The following is a 20,014-nucleotide window of genomic DNA, read 5'->3' on the forward strand; positions in this document are numbered from 1 at the left end:
TGACAGCACGCACTGCCCGTCGCGCCTCGTCGGCGGAAGCCTTGAGTCATGACCAGCGACGAGTACGTGATCGAGGCGGAAGGGCTACGGCGGACCTACGCCGGTGGCTTCGAGGCAGTGACCGGGATCGCCTTCTCCGTGGCGCGCGGCGAGATCTTCGCCCTGCTCGGAACCAACGGCGCGGGCAAGACCTCCACGGTCGAGCTGCTGGAGGGCCTCGCCGCCCCCGACGACGGGCGGGTGCGGGTGCTCGGCCACGATCCCTTCCGCGAGCGCGCCGCCGTCCGGCCCCGGATCGGCGTGATGCTCCAGGAGGGCGGCTTCCCCTCCGACCTGACGGTCGCCGAGACCACCCGGATGTGGGCGGGGTGCACCAGCGGGGCACGCCCCACCGGGGAGGCGCTGAAACTGGTGGGGCTCGCGGAGCGCTCCGGCGTACGGGTCAAGCAGCTGTCCGGCGGTGAGCGGCGGCGGCTGGATCTGGCGCTGGCGCTGCTCGGGCGGCCCGAGGTGCTCTTCCTCGACGAGCCGACGGCCGGTCTTGACGCGGAGGGACGACGCGACACCTGGGAGTTGGTGCGTGCGCTGCGGGAGGACGGCACGACCGTGCTGCTGACCACGCATTATCTGGAGGAGGCCGAGTCGCTGGCCGACCGGCTGGCGATCATGCACCAGGGGCGGATCGTCACCACGGGAACGCCGGCCGAGGTGACGGCGGCCCGGCCCGCCCGCATCCGTTTCGTACTGCCCGAGGGGGTGGCGGCGGGGCAGCTGCCGCTCTCGCTGCGGGCCGCGGCGGCCGGCCGGCGGATCGAGATCCGTACGCACCACCTGCAGCACTCGCTCGGTGAACTGCTGCTGTGGGCAACGGAGTCGGACGTACGGCTGGAAGAGCTCGACGCCCGCTCGGCCTCGCTGGAAGAAGCCTTCCTCGACATCGCGCAGACTCAGACGGCGGGTGTGTGACATGACTGCGACGGCCGGACGACTGACCGCCCTCGGGCGGGCCGAACTGACTCTTCTCCTGCGGAACCGAACCGCTCTCAGCGTGGCACTGCTGATGCCCGGGGCGATGGTGGTGGCGGTGAAGTCGTCGCTGGACCAGATCGATCCCGTCAAGGCCGGGATGAGCGCCGCCGAGGCGGCGATGACCGGCGCGATCGGCATGGTGCTGATCCTGGTCGTCCATCTCAACCTCGTCTCGGCCTATGTGGCGCGGCGCGAGGAGCTGGTGCTCAAGCGGCTGCGTACGGGGGAAGTGCCGGACCGCGAGATCCTCGTCGGGACGGCGCTGCCCGCCGCCGGTCTCGCGCTCGCGCAGTGCGTACTGCTGGTGGTGGCGGGAGTCGCGTTCCTGCACCTGGGGGTGCCGGAGCGGCCCGAACTGCTGGTGCTGGGTGTGGCGCTGGGGACGGTGCTGCTGACCGCACTGGCGGCTGTGACATCCGCGGTGACCCAGACCGTGGAGAGCGCGCAGATCACCACCATGCCGATGTTCGTCATTTCTATGGCGGGCTCCGGCCTCTGCGTACCCCTGGAGGTGCTGCCGGAGAAGGTCGCATCGGTCTGCGAACTGCTGCCCCTGACCGGGGTGATGACGCTCGTACGGGCCGGATGGCTGGGCGGGGCCGAGCCCGGGGACCTGCTGGGTGCCGCCCTGACGACGCTGGCCTGGACCGCGATCTCGGTGTTTGCTGTTCAGCGGTGGTTCCGATGGGAGCCGCGCCGCTGACTGAGGGGGTGCCTGTGCGGGTGAAGGGCTGGAGCGGTCGCAGCGGGCTTGCCAAGGTGGACCTCTACACGCGCGGCACGGTCCATCTGATCGTGTGGGTGGGCGTCCTCGGGCTGACGCTGCTGCTGCTGGGCCAGCCCCTCCACGAGGACTGGCAGCTGGTCCTGGTAGGGACCGCCTCGGTGCTGGCCATCGCGGAGGGGGTGCTCTGCGGACGGCTCGCCCGGCACGCGATGGACGCCTATCTGGGGCAGGGGCAGGTGCCCCGGAGGCTGGTCTCAAGGGCGGCAGCGGTGACGGCCGGGACGACGGCCGCCGTGGTGGCGCTGGGGGCGACGGTCGATCTGACCGGGCTGCTGCCGACGATGCTGGCGGCGGCGCTGGCGCCCTTCCTGGCCGTCCACAGCCTGCTCATGAGCAACCGGACCACGGCTGTGATCCAGCTCGCGGTGCTGGCCGTGGTGTGCGGGATGGTTTCGCTGACCCGGCGCACGGCCGATGAGGTGGTGTTCGCCGTCGTGACCACCGGCTTCGTGAACGGGTGGATGGCCTTCACGGCCCGCTGGTCCATGTGGGTGCTGGCGGTGATGTGGGAGCTGCGAGAGGCGCGTGACGTACAGGCGCGGCTCGCGGTCGCGGAGGAGCGACTGCGCTTCGGCCGCGATCTGCACGACGTGATGGGCCGGAATCTCGCCGTGATCGCGCTGAAGAGCGAGCTCGCGGTGCAGCTGGCGCGGCGCGGGCGGCCTGAGGCGGTCGACCAGATGACCGAGGTCCAGCGCATCGCCCAGGAGTCGCAGCGAGAGGTGCGGGACGTGGTGCGCGGCTACCGGGAGGCGGATCTGAGCGTGGAACTGGAGGGTGCGTGGGGTGTCTTGGCGGCGGCCGGGATCACCTGCACGGTCCGGTCCGGGGACTCGGAGCTGCCGGTCGGCGTCCAGTCGGCGCTGGGCTGGGTGGTCCGGGAGGCCACGACGAACGTGCTGCGGCACGGGGACGCGCGGCGCTGCACGATATCGCTGCGCACCGCGGACGACACGGTGGTGCTGGTCGTCGAGAACGACGGGGCGGCCGAGGCGGCAGCCGGCACCCCGGGCTCGGGCCTGGCCGGCCTGCGGGAGCGGCTGTCCGCCGTGGACGGCACGCTGGAGGCGGGACCGGCGCGAGGCGGGCGGTTCCGCCTGACGGCCCGCGTTCCACTGGGACAGCGGACGGGACAGGACATGGAGGAGGCCGTGTGACCGTACGGGTACTGCTCGCCGATGACGAGCATCTGATCCGCGGCGCACTGGCCGCGCTGCTCGCGCTCGAGGACGATCTCGTGGTGGTCGCCGAGGCGGCCTCGGGCACCGAGGCCCTCGCCATGGCGCGGGCCCACCGGCCCGATGTCGCAGTCCTCGATCTTCAGATGCCCGCCCCGGACGGTGTGAGCGTGGCCACATCCCTCCGTGCCGAACTGCCCGAATGCAGGACGATGATCGTGACCAGCCACGGACGGCCCGGGCACCTGAAGAGAGCGCTGGCTGCGGGCGTGCGGGGCTTTGTCCCGAAGACGGTCAGCGCCCAGCGGCTGGCGGAGATCATCCGTACCGTGCACGCCGGAAACCGTTATGTGGACCCGGAGTTGGCGGCGGACGCGATCTCCGCGGGGGACTCGCCGCTGACCGCCCGCGAGGCGGAAGTGCTGGAACTGGCGGCGGACGGGGCACCGGTCGCGGAGATCGCGGAGCGGGCCTCGCTGTCCCAGGGGACCGTGCGGAACTACCTCTCTTCGGCCGCCTCCAAGCTGGGGGCCGAAAATCGGCACACGGCGGTACGTCTCGCACGGGAGCGAGGTTGGGTATAGTGGTCTCCGCGCTACGGCGCATGCGGACGTAGCTCAGTTGGTAGAGCGCAACCTTGCCAAGGTTGAGGTCGCCAGTTCGAACCTGGTCGTCCGCTCAGATTGAAGGCCCCGGTCACCTCGACCGGGGCCTTCTTCGTGTCTACGACCAGCCTTCGTGGCTACGACCAGCTTGTGCCGGTCAGCAGCTCGTACGCCTCGATGTACTTGGCGCGGGTCGCGTCGACGATCTCCTGCGGGAGGGCCGGCGGCGGCTGTTCGCTCCTGCGGTCCCAGCCGGAGGCGGGCGAGGTCAGCCAGTCGCGGACGTACTGCTTGTCGTACGAGGGCTGGGCACGGCCGGGCTCCCAGGTCGCGGCGGGCCAGAAACGAGAGGAGTCCGGGGTCAGCACCTCGTCGGCGATGACGAGCTCGTCGCCCTCGAAGCCGAATTCGAACTTGGTGTCCGCCAGGATGATGCCGCGGTCGCGGGCGATGTCGCGGGCCCGGCTGTAGACGGCGAGGGTGGTCTGGCGCAGCTGGGCGGCGGTCTCGGCGCCGGCCTGGCGGACCACTTCCTCGTAACTGACGTTCTCGTCGTGGTCGCCGACGGCCGCCTTGGTGGCGGGCGTGAAGATCGGGGCGGGGAGCTCGGAGCCGTCGGAGAGGCCCTCGGGCAGCGCGATCCCGCAGACGGTACGGGTCTCGTTGTACTCGGCGAGGCCCGAGCCGGTGAGGTAGCCGCGGGCGACGCACTCGACCGGGACCATGCGCAGGGACTTGCAGACGAGGGTGCGGCCCGCCCAGTCGGCGGGGGCACCGGCGGGCAGCTCGGTGGAGATCACATGGTTGGGGACGAGGTCCTCGAGGCGCTCGAACCACCACAGCGACAGCTGGGTGAGGACCCGGCCCTTGTCGGGGATCTCGGTGGGCAGCACCCAGTCGTAGGCGGAGATGCGGTCGCTTGCGACCATCACGAGGTCGCCCGCCTCGTTCTGGTACAGGTCGCGCACCTTGCCGGTGTGCAGATGTACCAGGCCCGGCACCTGAAGCGGCTCGGGCTTTTCGACGAATCCGGACACGGTTCCTCCCCGTGGTTGAACAAAAGGGGCGCCCCGAAGGGGCACAAGTAGGGCGGTGGTGGGAGACGGGCGGGCCAGTCGCCTCGATTCTCCCGTATGCGGGGAGGGCGGGCCCGGTCAGGGGGTCCTGGTCGGTCCTGTCGGTCCTAATCGCGTTTGCAGATGCGGTCGAGGAGGTTTGCCGTCGCCCGCTGGACGCGGGTCTCGACATGGCCGGGCCGGTCCAGCGCCGGGGACCAGGCGAACGTGCCGGACGCGAAGACCAGGGCGCCGGAGGGGGCGCGGTACAGCGATGTCTCCTGGTGGCGCACGGCTCCGTCGCTGTCCTGGTAAGGCGAGTGGGCCAGCAGGATCCGTCCCCGGTGCTCGGGGAGCGCGGTGCGCGGGAAGTAACGGTCGGCCTCGCCCGCGACCAGGCCGGGGAGTTCGTCGCCCTCGGCTGCGCCCGTCGCCTCCCAGAGCCAGTGGTCCGCGTTCCGTACGACAAGAGGGTGCGGCTCGGGCACCCTCCCCGCGTACTGGATGCCGAGCAGCTGCTGCTCGGCCCGGTCGATCTCGCGCCATAGGGCGGACTTTCCCGGGCTGCGGCGCTTGCGGCAGGTGAGCAGGCGGTCGTCGACGCCCGAGGGGGACGGGCCGAGCTCGACCTGCCAGTACATGGTGTTGGCAGAGAGGAAGACGAGCGAGGTGCCGTGGTCGCGGGCGAGTTCGGCGGTGCGGCGCATGGGGGCCGACCAGTACTCGTCGTGGCCGGGGAAGACCAGTCCGCGGTAGCGGGTGGGGTCGACGCGGCCGGCGTGGAGGTCTCGGGTGTCGGCGTAGGCGAGGTCGTAGCCGTACCGCTCTGCCCAGCGGATGAAGTCGTAGGCGTGGCCGACGTGGAGAGGCAGGCCCGCGCCGGCGTACGGGCGGTCGAAGGACACCGTCATCGCGGCGTCCTCCTCGCCGAGCAGGCGGCCCGTCTCGTCCCAGGCGTGGTAGAGGCTGGCGCCGGTGCGGCCGTCCTCCGGGTAGAGGTTGTACGCCTGCCAGGTGATGTCCGGGAGGAGCAGCAGGAGGTCGGCGGGGTGGCCGTCGCGGACGGTGAAGGGGATGTGGGAGCGGTAGCCGTCGGCGGTGGTGAGCACGGCGACGTAGGCGCCGATGGACCAGTAGGAAGGAATCTGCAGCCGCCAGGAGAGCCACCAGTGGTGGCAGGAGACCGTGCGCTGGGCAGTGAGCGGGGCCGGCTGGACGATGCCGGAGAGGCGAGGGCTGGTAGTGATCTTGGCAGCGCCGTCGCCCGCGTAGTGGCCGATGCGGTAGATGTCGACCGAGAACTGCTGGGGCGGGTCCACGGTGATGTGGAAGTCGATCGCCTCGCCGGGGGCGACGGCGCCGGTGGACGTGAAGCCCTTGATCTGACGGCGTACGTCATCGGCGGTACGCGGCCCGCCGGAGCGGCCGCCGGCCAGGGTGGGGTCGACGTACCAGGGGACGACCTGGCCGGTGTCGTCGAAGTAGTGCTCGCTGCCGCGGAGCCAGGGCAGGGGGCCCTGACCGAAAGGGTCTGTGACGGCGTGGGCGAGGGCGCCCGATTCCCATCGCCGGATCTGGTCTGCCCCCATGCTGCGCCCTCCCTCGATGCCCTGGGACAACTGTGATGCGCCGACTGTTCAGCGCCGGTCTACAGCACATCACATAACGCACTCACTCCGTCACCGTTCGTCGCGAATTGGCGCGAAGGGAACGCAGGGTTCCGGGGGCGGGGTGGCCTTGGGCCCGCCCGGGGGTGGCGGGGTCAGACCAGGCGGACCGGCTTTTCCGGGCGGACGCCGAGGGCGGAGAGCCAGGTGCGGAGCGGGGCCGCGTCCCCGTCCTCGGTCAGGCTCAGGACCCGGGCGGCCAGATCCGCGCGGCGTTCGCCGTTGATCAGCAGGGCCGGGCCGTCGAGCCAGTCGAGGCCGGGGGCCGCGCCCGCCGTGTCGACGGCGGCGCAGCACACCATCGCGGTGACATGGTCGGCGAGCAGCTCACGGCCGGTACGGGGCGGCTGCAAGGGAAAGAGGGGAAGCGGGTCCGCGCCCCAGCCGTTCAGGGCGTCCCCCGGGCTCTTGGGCACCGGCGGAGCCGCTGCCTCCTCCTCGCGGACGGCCTCCTCGCGGGCGACCTCCGCGCTGATCCCGGCCGCCAGGGTGTCGCCGGCCTCGGCGGTGTCGCCGGCCTCGGCGCTGTGGGCGGTGCCGGCGGTGTCGTCGGCCTCGGCGCTGTCGGCGGTGCCGGCGGTGCCGCCGGCCTCGGCGCTGTGGGCGGTCTTGGCAGCCTCACCACTGTGGGCGGTCTCGGTGCCCCGGCCGGACAGATGGTCCATCACCCGGGCGAGCGTCGGGCCGTTCGGGCCGGCCGACGGCGGCACGCCCAGGTCGTCGAGCACCCGGTGGAGACGGGCCGCTTCCGTACGCCACTTCCGGTCGACGACCTCTTCCGGGTACTGCTGCCAGTCCACCGGGGACCAGTCGGGGCCCGCCTCGGCCGGGCCGCCGTGGAAGAGGCGGGCGGCCAGCAGCGACGCGGCCTCGTCGACCGCGCCTGGTTCTTCCAGCAGGTCACAGGCGGGCCGCTCGCCCAGCCGGGAGGCGAAGCCCTCGGCCAGGCGGTCGCGGCGGGAGAGCTCGGTCAGCGCGGAGACGACGCCCGCGTCGAGCCGGGACGGCCAGCGGCCCATCCGCCAGGCGGGCAGCGCGACCCGGGTCAGCAGCCGGTCCCAGCCTGCGTAGGCGAGGCCGACCTGCTCCTGGGCGACGATCCGCAGGCCGTAATCCACAGCCTGTGCACGCTCGGACGCGGCGGCCGCGACACCCCGCTCCATCTCGGCTGCCTGCACCTGGCAGCTACGCAGCAGCAGTCGGGTTATCCCGCCGACGAAGCCGAGCGCCACCTTGCCTATCGGCCCCAGACCGGGGTCGGCGGCGACGGCGACCGCCGCGTCCAGACCCCGTACGAAACGGCGGGCCGCGGCTATGTCGGGGTGCGCGGAGGGAGAGGTCCCGGCGACGACCGGCGCCAGCACCGCCCGCAGCTCGGCGACCCGCATCCACCACAGGAACGGCGAGCCGATCACCAGCACGGGCGCCTCGGCGGTGCGACGCCGGCGCCCGCTTCGTATCGCATGGGCCGGGTGGGAACGGTCCTCGAGCCAGCTGTCGCAGTCCGGGGTGAGCGCCAGCGCGGACGGCGCGGGCACCTCGAGGCGCTCGGCCAGATCCCGCACCAGCCGGTACAGATCAGGGGCCGCCCGCTCCGAGAGCTCGACGGTCGGGCTGAGCGCCGGGCTCGCTCGTACGATCACGGCCGCGACCGCCGCGGCGAGCAGCAGCACGACCACCGCGAAGGCCGTCACGGCCAAGCGCGCGGCGTCCCAACTCTGGCCGCCTATACGCCCCGTGGCACCGCCGACGAGGAGCACGACGGCCACGGCCGCGGGCAGCAGCGCCACGGCCACTGCCCTGCTGCGGATGCGCAGCACGGCGAGAGCTCGGGAGCGCGCTGCCTGCGCGCCCATCGACTCACCGATACCGGTACCGGACACGGCCGGACCTCACCCCCTCTGCCCTGCGACGGTGTTGCTCACTCCCCCACTGTGGCACCCGTCACTGACATCGCAATGCCGGTGGGCCAAGTGCCGGAACGCCTGCGCCGCACCCTAGTTGGGGCTCCGACGGGCGTCATCCGGATGGCTCAGCCGTCACTCGATGGAATGGCTTTGGTCAAAGGTGATGACGGTTCTCAGGCGCTAGGGGTTCACTCCCCGGCGGCCTTGCGCGCGATGTCCGTACGGTGCTGGGAACCGTCCAGCCGGATCCGGGCCACGGCCTTGTACGCGCGCTCACGCGCCTGCGTCAGGTCTTTTCCGGTCGCGGTGACCGAGAGTACCCGCCCGCCGGCGCTCAAAATCGCGTCGCCGTCCCGCCTGGTCCCGGCATGCAGGACGTACGCATGGGGCGCATCCTTGGCCGCGACCTCGTCCAGGCCCTCGATCGGGTCGCCGGTGCGCGGGGTGTCCGGGTAGTTGTGCGAGGCGATGACCACGGTCACGGCGGCGTCATCACGCCACCGCAGCGGCGGCTCGAGGTCGAGGGTGCCCTGGGCGGCGTGGAGCAGCAGGCCCGCGAGCGGGGTCTGCAGACGGGCCAGGACCACCTGGGTCTCCGGGTCGCCGAAACGGGCGTTGAACTCGATGACCCGTACGCCGCGACTTGTGATCGCGAGGCCCGCGTACAGCAGCCCGGAGAAGGGCGTGCCGCGGCGGTGCAGTTCGTCGACGGTGGGCTGGAGGACGGTCGCCATGACCTCGTCGACCATCTTGGGGTCGGCCCACGGGAGGGGGGAGTACGCGCCCATGCCGCCGGTGTTGGGGCCCGCGTCGCCGTCGAGTGCGCGCTTGAAGTCCTGGGCGGGCGTAAGAGGGAGGACGGTCTGGCCGTCGGTGATGGCGAAGAGGGAGACCTCGGGGCCGTCGAGGAACTCCTCGATGACCACGCGTTCGCAGGCCAGCGCGTGCTCGCGGGCGGAGGCGAGGTCGTCGGTGACGACGACGCCCTTGCCGGCGGCGAGTCCGTCGTCCTTGACGACGTACGGAGCGCCGAAGGCGTCGAGGGCCTCGTCGATCTCCTCGGGCGTCGTACAGACATAGCTGCGGGCGGTGGGCACTTCGGCCGCCGCCATCACGTCCTTGGCGAAGGCCTTGGAGCCTTCCAGCTCGGCCGCCTCGCGGGAGGGGCCGAAGCAGGGGATGCCCGCGGCCCGTACGGCGTCGGCGACCCCGGCGACGAGTGGCGCCTCGGGGCCGACGACGACGAGTTCGGCCGCCAGCTCGGTGGCGAGCCGCGCCACGGCCGCGCCGTCCAGCGCGTCGACCGGGTGCAACTGGGCGACCTCGCCGATGCCGGCGTTTCCGGGCGCGCAGTGCAGAGCGGTGACGTCGGGGTCGAGGGAGAGAGAGCGGCACAGGGCGTGTTCGCGGGCGCCGCCGCCGATGACGAGGACCTTCACGGCAGCCAGCCTAACCGCCCGGGAGTGGCTGACCTGTACGGGCCTCCGAGGCGGCCTCCCCTACTCGTTCGTATATTCCTCCACGACCGTGGCGCCGAGCTCGCGCACGATCAGGTCGTGGCCGGAGAGCGCGGAGTCGACGAGGTCGGGGTCGTCCTCTTCCGGCACGTCGTCCTCGGGGGCGACCGGGGGCGGGGGCTGGGGAGTGTGCGGGGTGCGCGCGGGGGCGGCGCGCGAGGGCTCGGGGGCGGAGGCCTGTGGGGCCGGGGCGGACGGGGACGCCGGGGAGGACTGTGAGCTTTGAGGTGCCTGGGGGGCTGCCGGGGCGGGGCGGGGCGCTGGTGCGGGGGCCTGCGGGGCCGGGGCCGACGAGGGCCGGCCGCCGCCGTAGCCGCCGCCACCGCCGTATCCACCGCCGCCGGACGGGGGCTGCGTGCCGCCGCCGGGGCCGCCCACGCCGCCCGAGGGATCGATGATCGCCTCGACCTTCCACTGCACGTTGAACTGCTCGGCGAGCGCCTGCTTCAGCACTTCCTCGCTGCCGCTGCTCGTGAAGTTGTCGCGGGCGCCGGCATTGATGAAGCCGAGCTGGAGGGTGGTGCCGTCGAAGCCTGCGACCTGCGCGTTCTGACTGAGCAGGATCCAGGTGAAGCGGCGGCGGTTCTTCACGGCCTCCAGGATGTCCGGCCACATGTTCCGTACCTGTACGGCGCCCTGGGCCAGGCCGGCACTGGGCGCGGCGGGGGTGGGGGTGGGTGCCGGTGCCGGTGCCGGGGCGGTCGGGGCGGGTGGAGCGGGCTGGGCTGCGGAGGGGCGGCCGCCGCCCTGACCAGGGCTCGACGCCGTGGGCCAGCCGCCGGGACGCCGCCCGGCCTCGGACCCCGTTGCGGCCGCGGCGGGCCAGGCTCCGGGGCGCTGTCCGGCGGGCGGCTGCTCTGCCGGGGGAGCGACGGGCTCGGGCGCGGGGGTGGGCGCGGGTGCCTGGGCAGCCGGACGTGCGACGGCCGACCCGCCGCCCTGCGGTGCGGACGGTGCGGTTGGTACGGACGGTGCGTGCGGCACGGGCGCGTGGGCCTGGGCCTCGGGCCCGGGGACGTACCCCATCGCAGGCCCCGGACCCCCGGTCGAGAACGTCGCCCCCCGCTCCAGCCGGTCCAGCCTCGCCTGCACCGACCGCTCGTCGTCGAAGGCGGCGGGCAGCAGTACCCGCGCGCAGATCAGCTCCAGCTGCAGCCGCGGCGAGGTGGCGCCACGCATTTCCGTCAGCCCGGTATTCACCAGATCCGCGGCCCGGCTCAGCTCGGCAGCCCCGAGGACGGACGCCTGCGCCTGCATCCGCTCGACCACGTCGGCCGGGGCGTCGATGAGCCCCTTGTCCGCCGCGTCCGGCACGGCGGCCAGGATCACCAGGTCCCGCAGCCGCTCCAGCAGGTCGGCGACGAAGCGCCGCGGGTCGTTGCCGCCCTCGATCACCCGGTCCACGACCTCGAAGGCCGCGGCCCCGTCGCCCGCCGCGAAGGCGTCCACGACCGAGTCGAGCAACGACCCGTCCGTGTACCCGAGGAGGGCGGTGGCCATGGCGTACGTCACACCTTCCTCGGTCGCGCCCGCCAGCAGCTGGTCCATGACGGACATGGAGTCACGCACTGACCCCGCGCCCGCCCGTACGACGAGCGGCAGCACGCCGTCCGCGACCGGGATGTTCTCCTTGCCGCACACCTCGCCCAGGTACTCGCGCAGCGTCCCCGGGGGCACCAGCCGGAACGGATAGTGGTGCGTACGCGACCGGATCGTGCCGATGACCTTCTCCGGCTCGGTCGTCGCGAAGATGAACTTGAGGTGCTCCGGCGGCTCCTCGACCACCTTCAGCAGAGCGTTGAAGCCCTGCGGGGTGACCATGTGCGCCTCGTCGATGATGTAGATCTTGTACCGGCTGCTCGCCGGCCCGAAGAAGGCCTTCTCCCGAAGATCACGCGCATCGTCCACACCACCGTGCGAAGCGGCGTCGATCTCGATGACGTCGATCGACCCCGGCCCGTTTCTCGCGAGGTCGCGGCAGGACTGGCACTCGCCGCACGGCGTCGGCGTGGGCCCCTGCTCGCAGTTCAGACAGCGGGCGAGGATGCGCGCACTGGTCGTCTTGCCGCAACCGCGCGGCCCGCTGAACAGGTACGCGTGATTGACCCGGTTGTTCCGCAGGGCCTGCTGCAGCGGGTCAGTGACATGCTCCTGCCCGATGACCTCGGCGAACGACTCGGGGCGATAGCGGCGGTACAGCGCAAGGGACGACACGCCTACGAGGTTATCGGGGCCTACTGACAAGCGACGCCGCCCACCGATGTCTGCCCCTGCCGGGCGGGGCCGGGCCGGGCCGGGCAGCGTCCGCCGCCGCCGTCCGCAAACGCAAGCGCCCCTCACGCACCCGCCAGAGCCGACCTACCCTTGCTGCCTTCCGGCCCTGGGGGAGTTCAGTCAGATAGCGCCACGTGAGGGGCTCCGCACAGGGTACCTGATGGCAGGGGGTGGGAACGAGTTCGCTAGCACTCCTCAACGTCTTGTATTGTTTGCCGCGGAGGATTCGCCTAGTGGCCTAGGGCGCACGCTTGGAAAGCGTGTTGGGGGCAACCCCTCACGAGTTCGAATCTCGTATCCTCCGCCATTGCTCTCACCGGGCAATACGACGAAGGCCCCGACCGTCCGCGGTCGGGGCCTTCGTCGCTCTGCGTCTCAGTTTCTGTCTCAGGTCGGCCTTCGGCGGATTCGCAGGTGGCCCGATCGAGGGTCGATAGTCGACCCCGCCGGGGCGCGGAGCCATCCCCCCAGCCGATGCCCAGCTCTGGCCCTCGGTCCTCCCGGCCACGGACCAGCAGCGCCTTGATCACGCCGAGGTCCGCGTCGCCCGGCACGGTCAGGGCGACCAGAGGGAGCCCTGGGCTGAGGCTTTCTCCGCCCAGGCCGAATGGCGCGAACCTCGCCCTCGGCCACCCCCGTCCTGCAGGAAGGGCGCGTTCGCGACGCGAGCGGTGTAACTGCGCCGGATCGGCGTTGAGTCGCCTGTGATTCCCGAGCTCAGAGCGCGCGTGGATCACCAGGGCTTCGACGCGTCGCCGTCGGCGGTGAGGCCGTATCGCAGCAGGTTCTCCCAATCGGGGTCCCACCGCTTGCGCAGCTCCGCCAGCCGGGTCAGCGCTTCGCCGTATCCCGCATCAGCAGCGGCACGGTATAGACGGTCGGCGTCCTGGAACTTTCCTCTTCCGGCGCGCAGTTGGGCGAGATCGGAGAACGCCTCCACGTCACCAGCGTGCGCCGCCCTCCGGGCGAACTCGTCCGCCGCCTCGTGGTCCTCGGCCTCTTCCTTCAGACGGGCCAGCTCGCCCAGCACCCGGGTCTCCCCCAGGTCGGCCGCGAGACGGTACAGACGCTCCGCGTCCTGAGTCCTTCCGGCCACCTCCCGTAGTTGGGCCAGTTCGGCCAGCACCTGACTGCCTCCTGCCGAGGCCAGGCGTTCGGCCCCTTCACAGTCGCCGCTCGTCTCTCTCCGAAGAACGAACTCATTGAGCGCGAGGCTGTGGCCGGCAAGAGCCGCACGGAGCACGAGATGTTCGGCGCCCTTCTTGTCCCCGGCCTCTTCACGCAACCGGGCGAGCAGTACGAGCGCTCCTGTGTTGCCCGCACGCTGAGCGGTGTCCGCCAGGCGCTCTGCGCCGTGACGGTCACGAGTCTTCTCCCGCAGCCACACCAACTCGAGCAGGGCGAAGGTACTGCCCGCATCAGCGGCGCTGCAGGCCATGCGTTCAGCCTCCTCACTGGCCCCGGCCTCCTCCCGCAGCAGAGCCAGGGCGGCCAGCGCATCGGTACTGCCCTTATCGGCCGCGGCACGGTACAGACGCAGCGCTCCCTCCCCGTCGCCCGCCTTCTCCCGCAGGCGAGCCAGCTCGGTCAGGGCAATCGTGCTGCCCTGGCGCACAGCCGAACGAAGCAGTCGTTCCGCCCCGTTGCTGTCTCCCGCCCTCCTCCGCAGGCGAGCCCGCTCGGTCAGGGCGAACCTGCTGCCTGAACCGGCAGCGAGGTCCAGAAGACGTTCCGCACTCTCGCTGTCGCCGGCCCGCTGCCTCATCCGGGCCAGCCTGACCGCCGGGCGGACCTTGCCCCGCGCGACGGCGGCCTGTACCAGGCGCTCGGCACCCTCGCCGTCGCCTGACTTCTCCCGCATGCGCACCAGTTCCGACACGGCGTATGTGCTGCCCGCTCGAGTCAGAGCCGTGAAGGCAAGTTCCTCCGCTCCTTCTTGGTTTCCCGCGCCTTCCCTGGACCGGGCCAGCTCAGCAAACGTCCTGATCTCCCCTATGGCAGCGGCGGCGCGCATCAGGCGCTCCGCACTCTCCTCGTCGCCGGACTCCTGCCGCAGCCGAGCCAGCCGCGTCAGGGGGGTGGTGTCGCCCTGGTTGGCGGCCGCGTTGGCCAGTTCCTCGGCTTCCCCCACCTCCCCTGTGATTTCCCGCAGCCGGACGAGCCCCCATCGCGCCTGGCGATCGGCCTTCAAGGCGGCCTCGTAGAGCTCCTTTGCCTTGGCGATGTCTCCCGCGCCTTCGCGGAGCCGGGCCAGGTCGGGCTGCACGTCGGTGTTTCCGTCCTGGAGCGCCACCTCGTAGAGACCCACGGCAGCACGCAGCCGCCCACGGGCCTCCGCCGCCTGCGCCAGCGTGGCGCGGTCCTCGTTGCCGTGGCAGTGACGGGCGGCTGCCTCCCAGAAGGAGGCCCCCGGGCACAGCAGCCGACGCTCCACGCGGCCCTGCTGTTCCAGATAGTCGGCGAGCCGGTACGCCGTCCCGCCGACGTCGTTGCTCCTGCGCGGAATCCTTGTCAGCGGCCCCGGAACCCCGTGGCACGGCGTGGCGCAGTACGCCAGAGCCGCATCCAGCCAGTCGTCTCCGAGGCAGCCGAGTTCATGGTCCGTGAGGTAGCCCTCGGCAGCCTCGGCGAGGAGCGCATGGGGCATCGCGGGGCCATGTCCGAGTCGTCGGTAGTCCATGGCCGCATGGATCAGCGCTGCCGCGCCGGGGGGCGCGCAACGATAGCGGGTCATGAGCCTCGGGACGCCGGCGAGGAACTGTGTGATCTCCCCATCGGTGGCGCCGGCCAGGGCACTTGCCAGTCGTGGGTCGCCGCCCGCCTCCCGACGTGCCTGGCACATGTCGCTGTCGGTAAACGCCTTGGGCACCAGGATGTACCGGCCAACCCCTGTGAGGAGTTTGCGCTGCTGTTCGAACCGGTCGTCGAAGCCCGTGGCGGAGGGGACCGTCAGAGGATCCCAGAATCGCGGCCAGATGGTGGCGAGGACCAGTAGAGGGCTGCGCCGTCGGTCACCGAGAGCCGTGCGCAGTCCAGCGGTGATGCGTTCGGCGGCCTTCGCGTCCGGGGCGAGGAGGTAGTGCTGGGCTTCATTGAGCCAGATCACGGTTCGTGGGCCGGCTTCCGCGATGTGAACAAGCGCGGCATCGGGGCGAGTCGGATCGTAGGGGTGCCACACACGCCATCCTTCAGGGAGTCGGCGTAACGCCTCCCAGCAGGCCCTGGTCTTCCCCGTCGAGGACTCCCCGACCAACGTGACAAGGAGGCTCTCGCCACCTGCCGCCCGGTCCACGACCTCGCTCAGCGCGAAATCGTGATCCCGCTCGACGTAGCGGGGCAGCGTGGGCAGCGACTCCTGACCGGGCACGGTGATGGCCCGGTGTACCTCCAGGGCGAACGGATCGAGGTCCTTCACCGGGGTCCCCAGAGGCTGTGCGAGCCGGGCGGCGACCCACATGTTCTTGACCCGGGTCTCCACCTCGCTTGCGTCCTTGCCCGCTTCGCGTGCCAGCAGCACGGCTACGGAGACGACGTCTTCCTGTCCCGCCAACAGTTCCTCTGAGCCGATGATCCGGTGGACCGTTGCCTTCGAAGGGCTGCCGCGGAACGTGTCGTCGTTCTCGATCTCACTCGCTATGTGCTGCACGGGCGGTGTCCCGGCCTCCACATAGAGCTGGTACACGTAGTCCTTCAAGTCACGCAGCGCCGCCGGGGTCACGGCCCGGGGCTGCGGGATGCACCGCTGGCTGCCCTGCCGCGGACTACTCCTGTGACCGGTCATCGAAGCATCCTTGCGTATCGGAACCGACGCCACACGCAAGGTGACGGATTGCCAAGGGCGCAGGGCATTCGTCGTCCGCGCCTTCGTTGCTGTACGGGAGCGGGGGGCGCGTCAGGGCATGTGCCAAGGCGTTTCGAGTTCGCTTGCTCACGGCAGCAGCATCCTCAAGGCCTCGCTGGTGGCCGCTCCCGCGACGGCGGAAACGAGGCTGCCCAGGATGATTCCCATCAGGGTCAGTCGCTCGCGACGGCTCAGTGGTCGTCGGGGCATGACAGGTCTCCCGTCTCGGTGCGTTCGACCGGCAGGTGGCCGGCCCGACACACCCACACTCCCGGACGGGAAAGCGCCGTGGACGAGTTGAGACGAGGCGGCGGCAGCTCGTCCCGTTCGCCCAGGTGAGGTGTGTGGGCGCGGGGCCGTCCCCGGTGAAGGCGAGACGAGTCGCGCGGCAGGGCCGGGTGAGGCGAACCGCGGGGGCGGCCCACGCACCGCGGGACAATCGGACGTCCTGCGCCGGCACTTCACCGGGCGTCCCTCGCGGGTGATCCGTACGCCTGACGAAGCCGCGGCCTTCGAGACGTACGCCGTCGTCGGCCTGCCCGCGAGCGTCGAACGGTTCCCGGCGATTCCTGCCTGCTCGGGCTCGTCGACGAACTGCGTTCGGTCAGCCCGCGTTTCGCGGAACTGTGGGCGCGCACTGACGTCGCCGCGAGCACCTCGCGGCTCAAGACGGTTGAGCATCCCGAGGCCGGGCGGCTGACGCTCGACTGCGATGTGCTGGAGGCCGCGGGTTCGACGCTGCGCCTGGTCGTCTACACCGCCGCGCCGGGCGCACCCGACCACCAGGCCCTGGAGCTGCTCGCCGCCGTGGGCTCGCAGATGTTCGGGTGACGCGCGTGCCCGACGATGCACGCCGGCACTTCTGCGATACCCGTCGCGCCTTCCCCCTCGCATCCGCGCATAAAACCCCTCCGCGAAATGCATGGACCCCGGAACTGGAGGTTCCGGGGTCCTGGCCAACCCTATTGGTATTCAGATGCACCGGTGGGTCGAGTAATACTCCCGGCCATAACACCTTGTCGCGAAAGTCGCTGTCAGATGCCCGCGGTCTGCACCGTGACGAGGCTGGAGAGCTGCGAAACGGGCAGGGCGGGCGCGAGGGACTGGACAGTCCCGACGACGTCGCCGACGCTCACGGAGGCGCCGCGGCCGGCAACATCGGCACCGGCGCTGGCCATACCACCGGAAATGTTGTCCAGCTCGCTGTCGGAAATCTCGCCGGTCTCGACCTGAGGGGTGAAGTCCTTACGCATGACTTTCCCTTCCTTTCAATGCTCTGGGGTTCCTGAAGTGACGCCGGCCCGGTTACGGAAAAGCAAAGGCCGGGTGAACGGTCGCCTTGTGCCCGAAACCGGGCACCAATAATTAGACTCCCGCACCCCGCAGATGCAATCACGCCAACGGACCGCCGGGCAACTTACTGTCCGGTCTTTTCCGGGTGCACACTTCGTCACCACAACATGCCTCTGAAGTGCAGTTTCGAACGCCAGTCGGTGACGAACCCCATCGCATGGAATCTACTGGTCAACACTCACGGAAAAGCCCTGCACACGACCCCGGCTGGGCATATCTGCATTTACGGTTCGACGGATACCCAGTGAGGGGAGATGGCGCGAGATGTCCGCATCTTCTGCTTATGGATGTACAGGTGAACCGAAAACGGCATTTAGCCGTGAGGCTCCCTGGGGCATATGCCGCCCCACTCCCGGTGGACAGCAAAGAGGAAATGACTCTGTCACGCGGAAAACGCCCCCCGACGATGCACTGTCGCAAAAGAAGGAATTTCGACAGGCTTCCGGTGCCGGTTTCTACCGGATTACGTGCCTGTCCTGACCGGGTGTGACATGCCGCCTTTGGCGCAATGGGTGTATTCGGCCGGTTGGCGGTGCCAGGCTGTAGACAGCCGCCAGGAGGTCCCCGACCAGCGGGACGAAGGGATACAGGCAGAGACAATGGAGGGTGAGCGAGAGCCGAGCAAGGTCGAGGTGGACCGATCGGAGGGATTCGGTGAGCGGTTGCTGGGTGTGCTGCTGGACCGGGCTCACGAGATGCCGCCACAGCTGATTGCCCCGCTCGTCGCCGAAGAGGTGGCCAGGATCGGTGGCCGGGACCTCTCCATCCTCCTGCAGGACTACGAGCAAATGTTCCTGGTGCCGCTGCCGGGCCGACGGCTGACGGTCGGTGACCCCGAACCGATCGAGGACTCCTCCGCCGGAACGGCGTTCCTGAACCGCACAACCGTAGAGGTGCCACAGGACGGCAGTGTGCGGATGTATCTGCCGCTGCTGGACGGCAGTGCCCAGATCGGGGTCATGGTCGTCACCCTGGACAGCGTCGACGACGACGACCGGCGGCTGCTGCGCAGGCTCGCCGGTCTGGTCGCCGACATGATCGTCACCAAGGACGCCTACACGGACGAGTTCTTCCAGGCCCGCCGCCGCGCCCCGATGAACGTGGCCGCCGAGATCCAGTGGTCACTGCTGCCCCCGCTGTCGATGACCGTCCCGCAGGTCGAGGTGGCCGGAATTCTGGAACCCGCCTACGACGTGGCCGGCGACAGCTTCGACTACGCCCTCAACGGCGACATCCTGCACGTGGCCATGATCGACGCGATGGGCCACTCTCTGGGCGCCGCGACCATGGCGACCGTGGCCATCGGCGCCTATCGCCACACCCGACGCGCCAACACCGATCTGTCCCAGGTGTACGAGTTCATGGACAGAGCCATCAACGAGCAGTTCGGGCCTGACCACTTCGTCACCGCGCAGATGATGTGCCTGAACATCGCGACGGGCCATCTGCAATGGGTCAACGCCGGCCACCCGGCCCCACTGCTGATCCGCGACCGCGCCGTGGTGGACCGGCTGGAGAGCCCGACCACGTTGCCGGTCGGCTTCGGCGGTGAGCAGCCGCTAGTCAGCGAGCGGATGCTGGAACTCGGGGACCGGGTGCTGTGCTTCACCGACGGCCTGGTCGAGGAGCACCAAGCCGGCGGGGAACAGTTCGGTGAGGAACAGCTGATCGAGTTCACCAACCGCGTCGTCCGTGACCACGGTCCGGTGCGGACGGTGGTGCGCGCGCTGTCCCACGCGCTGAAACTGGAACGAGGCGGCATCACCACCGACGACGCGACCATCTTCCTCATCGAGTGGCGCGGCGGCGACGCCGATCATCTCGCCATCCTCGATTGAGCGGCTGCGGCAGGACAAATACGGAAATGATGTGCTCGGAGCAGTAGGCTTGACTCTGGGTTGGTGCACTCTCACGTGCAACCGCCCGGAAGGGCGGCCCCGGCGTGTATACGCCGGGGCCGTTGTTCGGGCCGACACCACGGCAGACGCCGTACTCGCCTTCGGGGCAAGCTCGGAGGGACATCCGACCGGTGCACGCTCAGGAAGGAGAGTGCATGATCCAGGCAGCCGACATCCGCGAGTGGCGCAATCACGATGTCGTCGACCCGAAGGGGCACAAGATCGGCGTGCTCGAAGCGATCTACGTGGACACCACCACCGACGAACCGGCCATGGCCACCGTCCGGACCGGGCTACTCAGCCGCCAGCGGCTGGTCTTCGTACCCCTCGACGAGGCAATCCTCGGGCCCGGCTACATCAGGGTCGCCTACGCCAGGGGACTGGTGAGGAAGGCCCCTTCGATCGGCACGGACGACGTACTGCCCGCCGAGCAGGAGGAGTCGATCTTCCAGCACTACGGCCTGCCCTACCGGCAGGGCGCCAACGGCGAACGGCAACTCGCGCGGCGCTGACCGCCCGTGCTCAGTACAACCAGCACAGCTCAGCTCAGCACAGAGGAGGTGTTCGGGTGATGGTGCTCTTCCTGCTTCTCGTCCTGGTGGCCGTCGTACTGGGAATTATCGGTGTGGCAGCAGAGGGCCTGGGCTATCTGTTGATCATCGGCATCGTGCTCCTGGTGGCCGATGTGGCGTTCATTGCCGTGCAGTGGTCCCGGCGCGCCGGGCGGCGTCCCATCCGCTGACGGGGCTCCCGCAAGGCCTTCAACCCGCTGCTCGGCATCTGTCCGGCGGGGGTTGGCCAGGAGTACCTTGGAGTTACCGAGAACATTTCGCATACGAGCCTTCACGTTCGTGTCGTTCCCGGCGATTCACAACACCGGGCCGGTCCCGACCGGCCCGGAGC

At 70.5% G+C, this 20,014-nt stretch carries 15 protein-coding genes, 2 tRNA genes, 1 other RNA gene and 1 pseudogene; 10 read left to right on the forward strand and 9 right to left on the reverse strand.

Features of this window, described 5'->3' with window-relative positions; genetic code table 11:
- The first annotated feature begins 48 nt into the window (after positions 1-48).
- The 5 genes from ACZ3H8_RS14350 to ACZ3H8_RS14370 all read left to right on the forward strand — a co-directional run bounded on the left by ACZ3H8_RS14350 (position 49) and on the right by ACZ3H8_RS14370 (position 3,673).
- Complete coding sequence (locus tag ACZ3H8_RS14350; protein ID WP_467401446.1) at positions 49-966, forward strand: ABC transporter ATP-binding protein; 918 nt, start codon at positions 49-51, stop codon at positions 964-966.
- Position 967: 1 nt separating this feature from the next.
- Positions 968-1,732, forward strand: a complete 765-nt coding sequence (locus ACZ3H8_RS14355; RefSeq protein WP_467401448.1) for an ABC transporter permease — start codon at positions 968-970, stop codon at positions 1,730-1,732.
- Positions 1,714-2,973 carry a sensor histidine kinase gene (locus ACZ3H8_RS14360; RefSeq protein WP_467401451.1) on the forward strand — a complete coding sequence of 420 codons (1,260 nt, stop codon included), beginning with the start codon at positions 1,714-1,716 and terminating at the stop codon, positions 2,971-2,973. The genes ACZ3H8_RS14355 and ACZ3H8_RS14360 overlap by 19 nt, the downstream gene beginning before the upstream one ends.
- Positions 2,970-3,578 (forward strand): response regulator, encoded by a 609-nt coding sequence (locus tag ACZ3H8_RS14365; RefSeq protein WP_467401453.1) that lies wholly within the window; start codon positions 2,970-2,972, stop codon positions 3,576-3,578. Before ACZ3H8_RS14360 ends, ACZ3H8_RS14365 begins: the two co-directional genes overlap by 4 nt.
- Positions 3,579-3,600: 22 nt before the next feature.
- Positions 3,601-3,673: transfer RNA gene (locus ACZ3H8_RS14370), tRNA-Gly, on the forward strand.
- 63 nt (positions 3,674-3,736) lie between these two features.
- Here the strand turns inward: ACZ3H8_RS14370 and ACZ3H8_RS14375 are convergent.
- The 6 genes from ACZ3H8_RS14375 to ffs form a co-directional block, all read right to left on the reverse strand.
- Positions 3,737-4,636, reverse strand: coding sequence for a phosphoribosylaminoimidazolesuccinocarboxamide synthase (locus tag ACZ3H8_RS14375; RefSeq protein ID WP_467401454.1), 900 nt, complete (start codon positions 4,634-4,636; stop codon positions 3,737-3,739).
- Positions 4,637-4,782: 146 nt separating this feature from the next.
- Positions 4,783-6,243 (reverse strand): N,N-dimethylformamidase beta subunit family domain-containing protein, encoded by a 1,461-nt coding sequence (locus ACZ3H8_RS14380; protein ID WP_467401457.1) that lies wholly within the window; start codon positions 6,241-6,243, stop codon positions 4,783-4,785.
- 173 nt (positions 6,244-6,416) lie between these two features.
- A complete protein-coding gene (locus tag ACZ3H8_RS14385) occupies positions 6,417-8,204 on the reverse strand; it encodes a M48 family metalloprotease (protein WP_467401458.1) in 1,788 nt (595 codons plus the stop codon).
- A 212-nt stretch (positions 8,205-8,416) separates the two neighbouring features.
- On the reverse strand, positions 8,417-9,667 hold the full coding sequence (gene purD, locus ACZ3H8_RS14390; protein ID WP_467401459.1) for a phosphoribosylamine--glycine ligase: 1,251 nt from the start codon (positions 9,665-9,667) through the stop codon (positions 8,417-8,419).
- Positions 9,668-9,727: 60 nt separating this feature from the next.
- Positions 9,728-11,959, reverse strand: coding sequence for a DNA polymerase III subunit gamma and tau (locus ACZ3H8_RS14395; protein WP_467401462.1), 2,232 nt, complete (start codon positions 11,957-11,959; stop codon positions 9,728-9,730).
- A 108-nt stretch (positions 11,960-12,067) separates the two neighbouring features.
- An RNA gene (gene ffs, locus ACZ3H8_RS14400) (signal recognition particle sRNA small type) lies at positions 12,068-12,166 on the reverse strand.
- 72 nt (positions 12,167-12,238) lie between these two features.
- Between ffs and ACZ3H8_RS14405 the strand changes: the two genes are divergently transcribed.
- Positions 12,239-12,326 (forward strand) — tRNA-Ser (locus ACZ3H8_RS14405).
- Positions 12,327-12,752: 426 nt separating this feature from the next.
- Here ACZ3H8_RS14405 and ACZ3H8_RS14410 read toward each other — a convergent pair.
- Complete coding sequence (locus ACZ3H8_RS14410) at positions 12,753-15,800, reverse strand: hypothetical protein (protein WP_467401463.1); 3,048 nt, start codon at positions 15,798-15,800, stop codon at positions 12,753-12,755.
- 147 nt (positions 15,801-15,947) lie between these two features.
- A complete protein-coding gene (locus tag ACZ3H8_RS14415) occupies positions 15,948-16,070 on the reverse strand; it encodes a hypothetical protein (protein WP_467401465.1) in 123 nt (40 codons plus the stop codon).
- Positions 16,071-16,427: 357 nt separating this feature from the next.
- Here ACZ3H8_RS14415 and ACZ3H8_RS14420 point away from each other — a divergent pair.
- Positions 16,428-16,691: pseudogene (locus ACZ3H8_RS14420) on the forward strand (MmyB family transcriptional regulator); the annotation flags it as partial.
- A gap of 203 nt (positions 16,692-16,894) precedes the next feature.
- Here the strand turns inward: ACZ3H8_RS14420 and ACZ3H8_RS14425 are convergent.
- Positions 16,895-17,113, reverse strand: coding sequence for a hypothetical protein (locus tag ACZ3H8_RS14425; RefSeq protein ID WP_467401468.1), 219 nt, complete (start codon positions 17,111-17,113; stop codon positions 16,895-16,897).
- A 699-nt stretch (positions 17,114-17,812) separates the two neighbouring features.
- Here ACZ3H8_RS14425 and ACZ3H8_RS14430 point away from each other — a divergent pair.
- From ACZ3H8_RS14430 to ACZ3H8_RS14440, 3 genes are all read left to right on the forward strand, one after another.
- On the forward strand, positions 17,813-19,051 hold the full coding sequence (locus ACZ3H8_RS14430; RefSeq protein ID WP_467401469.1) for a PP2C family protein-serine/threonine phosphatase: 1,239 nt from the start codon (positions 17,813-17,815) through the stop codon (positions 19,049-19,051).
- Between the two features lie 215 nt (positions 19,052-19,266).
- A complete protein-coding gene (locus ACZ3H8_RS14435; protein ID WP_467401471.1) occupies positions 19,267-19,623 on the forward strand; it encodes a PRC-barrel domain-containing protein in 357 nt (118 codons plus the stop codon).
- Between the two features lie 59 nt (positions 19,624-19,682).
- Positions 19,683-19,853 (forward strand): hypothetical protein, encoded by a 171-nt coding sequence (locus ACZ3H8_RS14440; protein WP_307662462.1) that lies wholly within the window; start codon positions 19,683-19,685, stop codon positions 19,851-19,853.
- Positions 19,854-20,014: the final 161 nt, after the last annotated feature.

The organism is Streptomyces sp. NPDC002868, from assembly GCF_055563295.1.

What these genes read in the sequence shown, in the direction of transcription:
- ACZ3H8_RS14350 (WP_467401446.1), top strand. Translation starts at nt 49, where the DNA reads ATGACCAGCGACGAGTACGTGATCGAGGCGGAAGGGCTACGGCGGACC.
- ACZ3H8_RS14415 (WP_467401465.1), bottom strand. Translation starts at nt 16,070, where the DNA reads ATGCCCCGACGACCACTGAGCCGTCGCGAGCGACTGACCCTGATGGGA.
- ACZ3H8_RS14410 (WP_467401463.1), bottom strand. Translation starts at nt 15,800, where the DNA reads ATGACCGGTCACAGGAGTAGTCCGCGGCAGGGCAGCCAGCGGTGCATC.
- ACZ3H8_RS14380 (WP_467401457.1), bottom strand. Translation starts at nt 6,243, where the DNA reads ATGGGGGCAGACCAGATCCGGCGATGGGAATCGGGCGCCCTCGCCCAC.
- ACZ3H8_RS14360 (WP_467401451.1), top strand. Translation starts at nt 1,714, where the DNA reads ATGGGAGCCGCGCCGCTGACTGAGGGGGTGCCTGTGCGGGTGAAGGGC.
- ACZ3H8_RS14440 (WP_307662462.1), top strand. Translation starts at nt 19,683, where the DNA reads ATGGTGCTCTTCCTGCTTCTCGTCCTGGTGGCCGTCGTACTGGGAATT.
- ACZ3H8_RS14435 (WP_467401471.1), top strand. Translation starts at nt 19,267, where the DNA reads ATGATCCAGGCAGCCGACATCCGCGAGTGGCGCAATCACGATGTCGTC.
- ACZ3H8_RS14430 (WP_467401469.1), top strand. Translation starts at nt 17,813, where the DNA reads ATGGAGGGTGAGCGAGAGCCGAGCAAGGTCGAGGTGGACCGATCGGAG.
- ACZ3H8_RS14425 (WP_467401468.1), bottom strand. Translation starts at nt 17,113, where the DNA reads ATGCGTAAGGACTTCACCCCTCAGGTCGAGACCGGCGAGATTTCCGAC.
- ACZ3H8_RS14355 (WP_467401448.1), top strand. Translation starts at nt 968, where the DNA reads ATGACTGCGACGGCCGGACGACTGACCGCCCTCGGGCGGGCCGAACTG.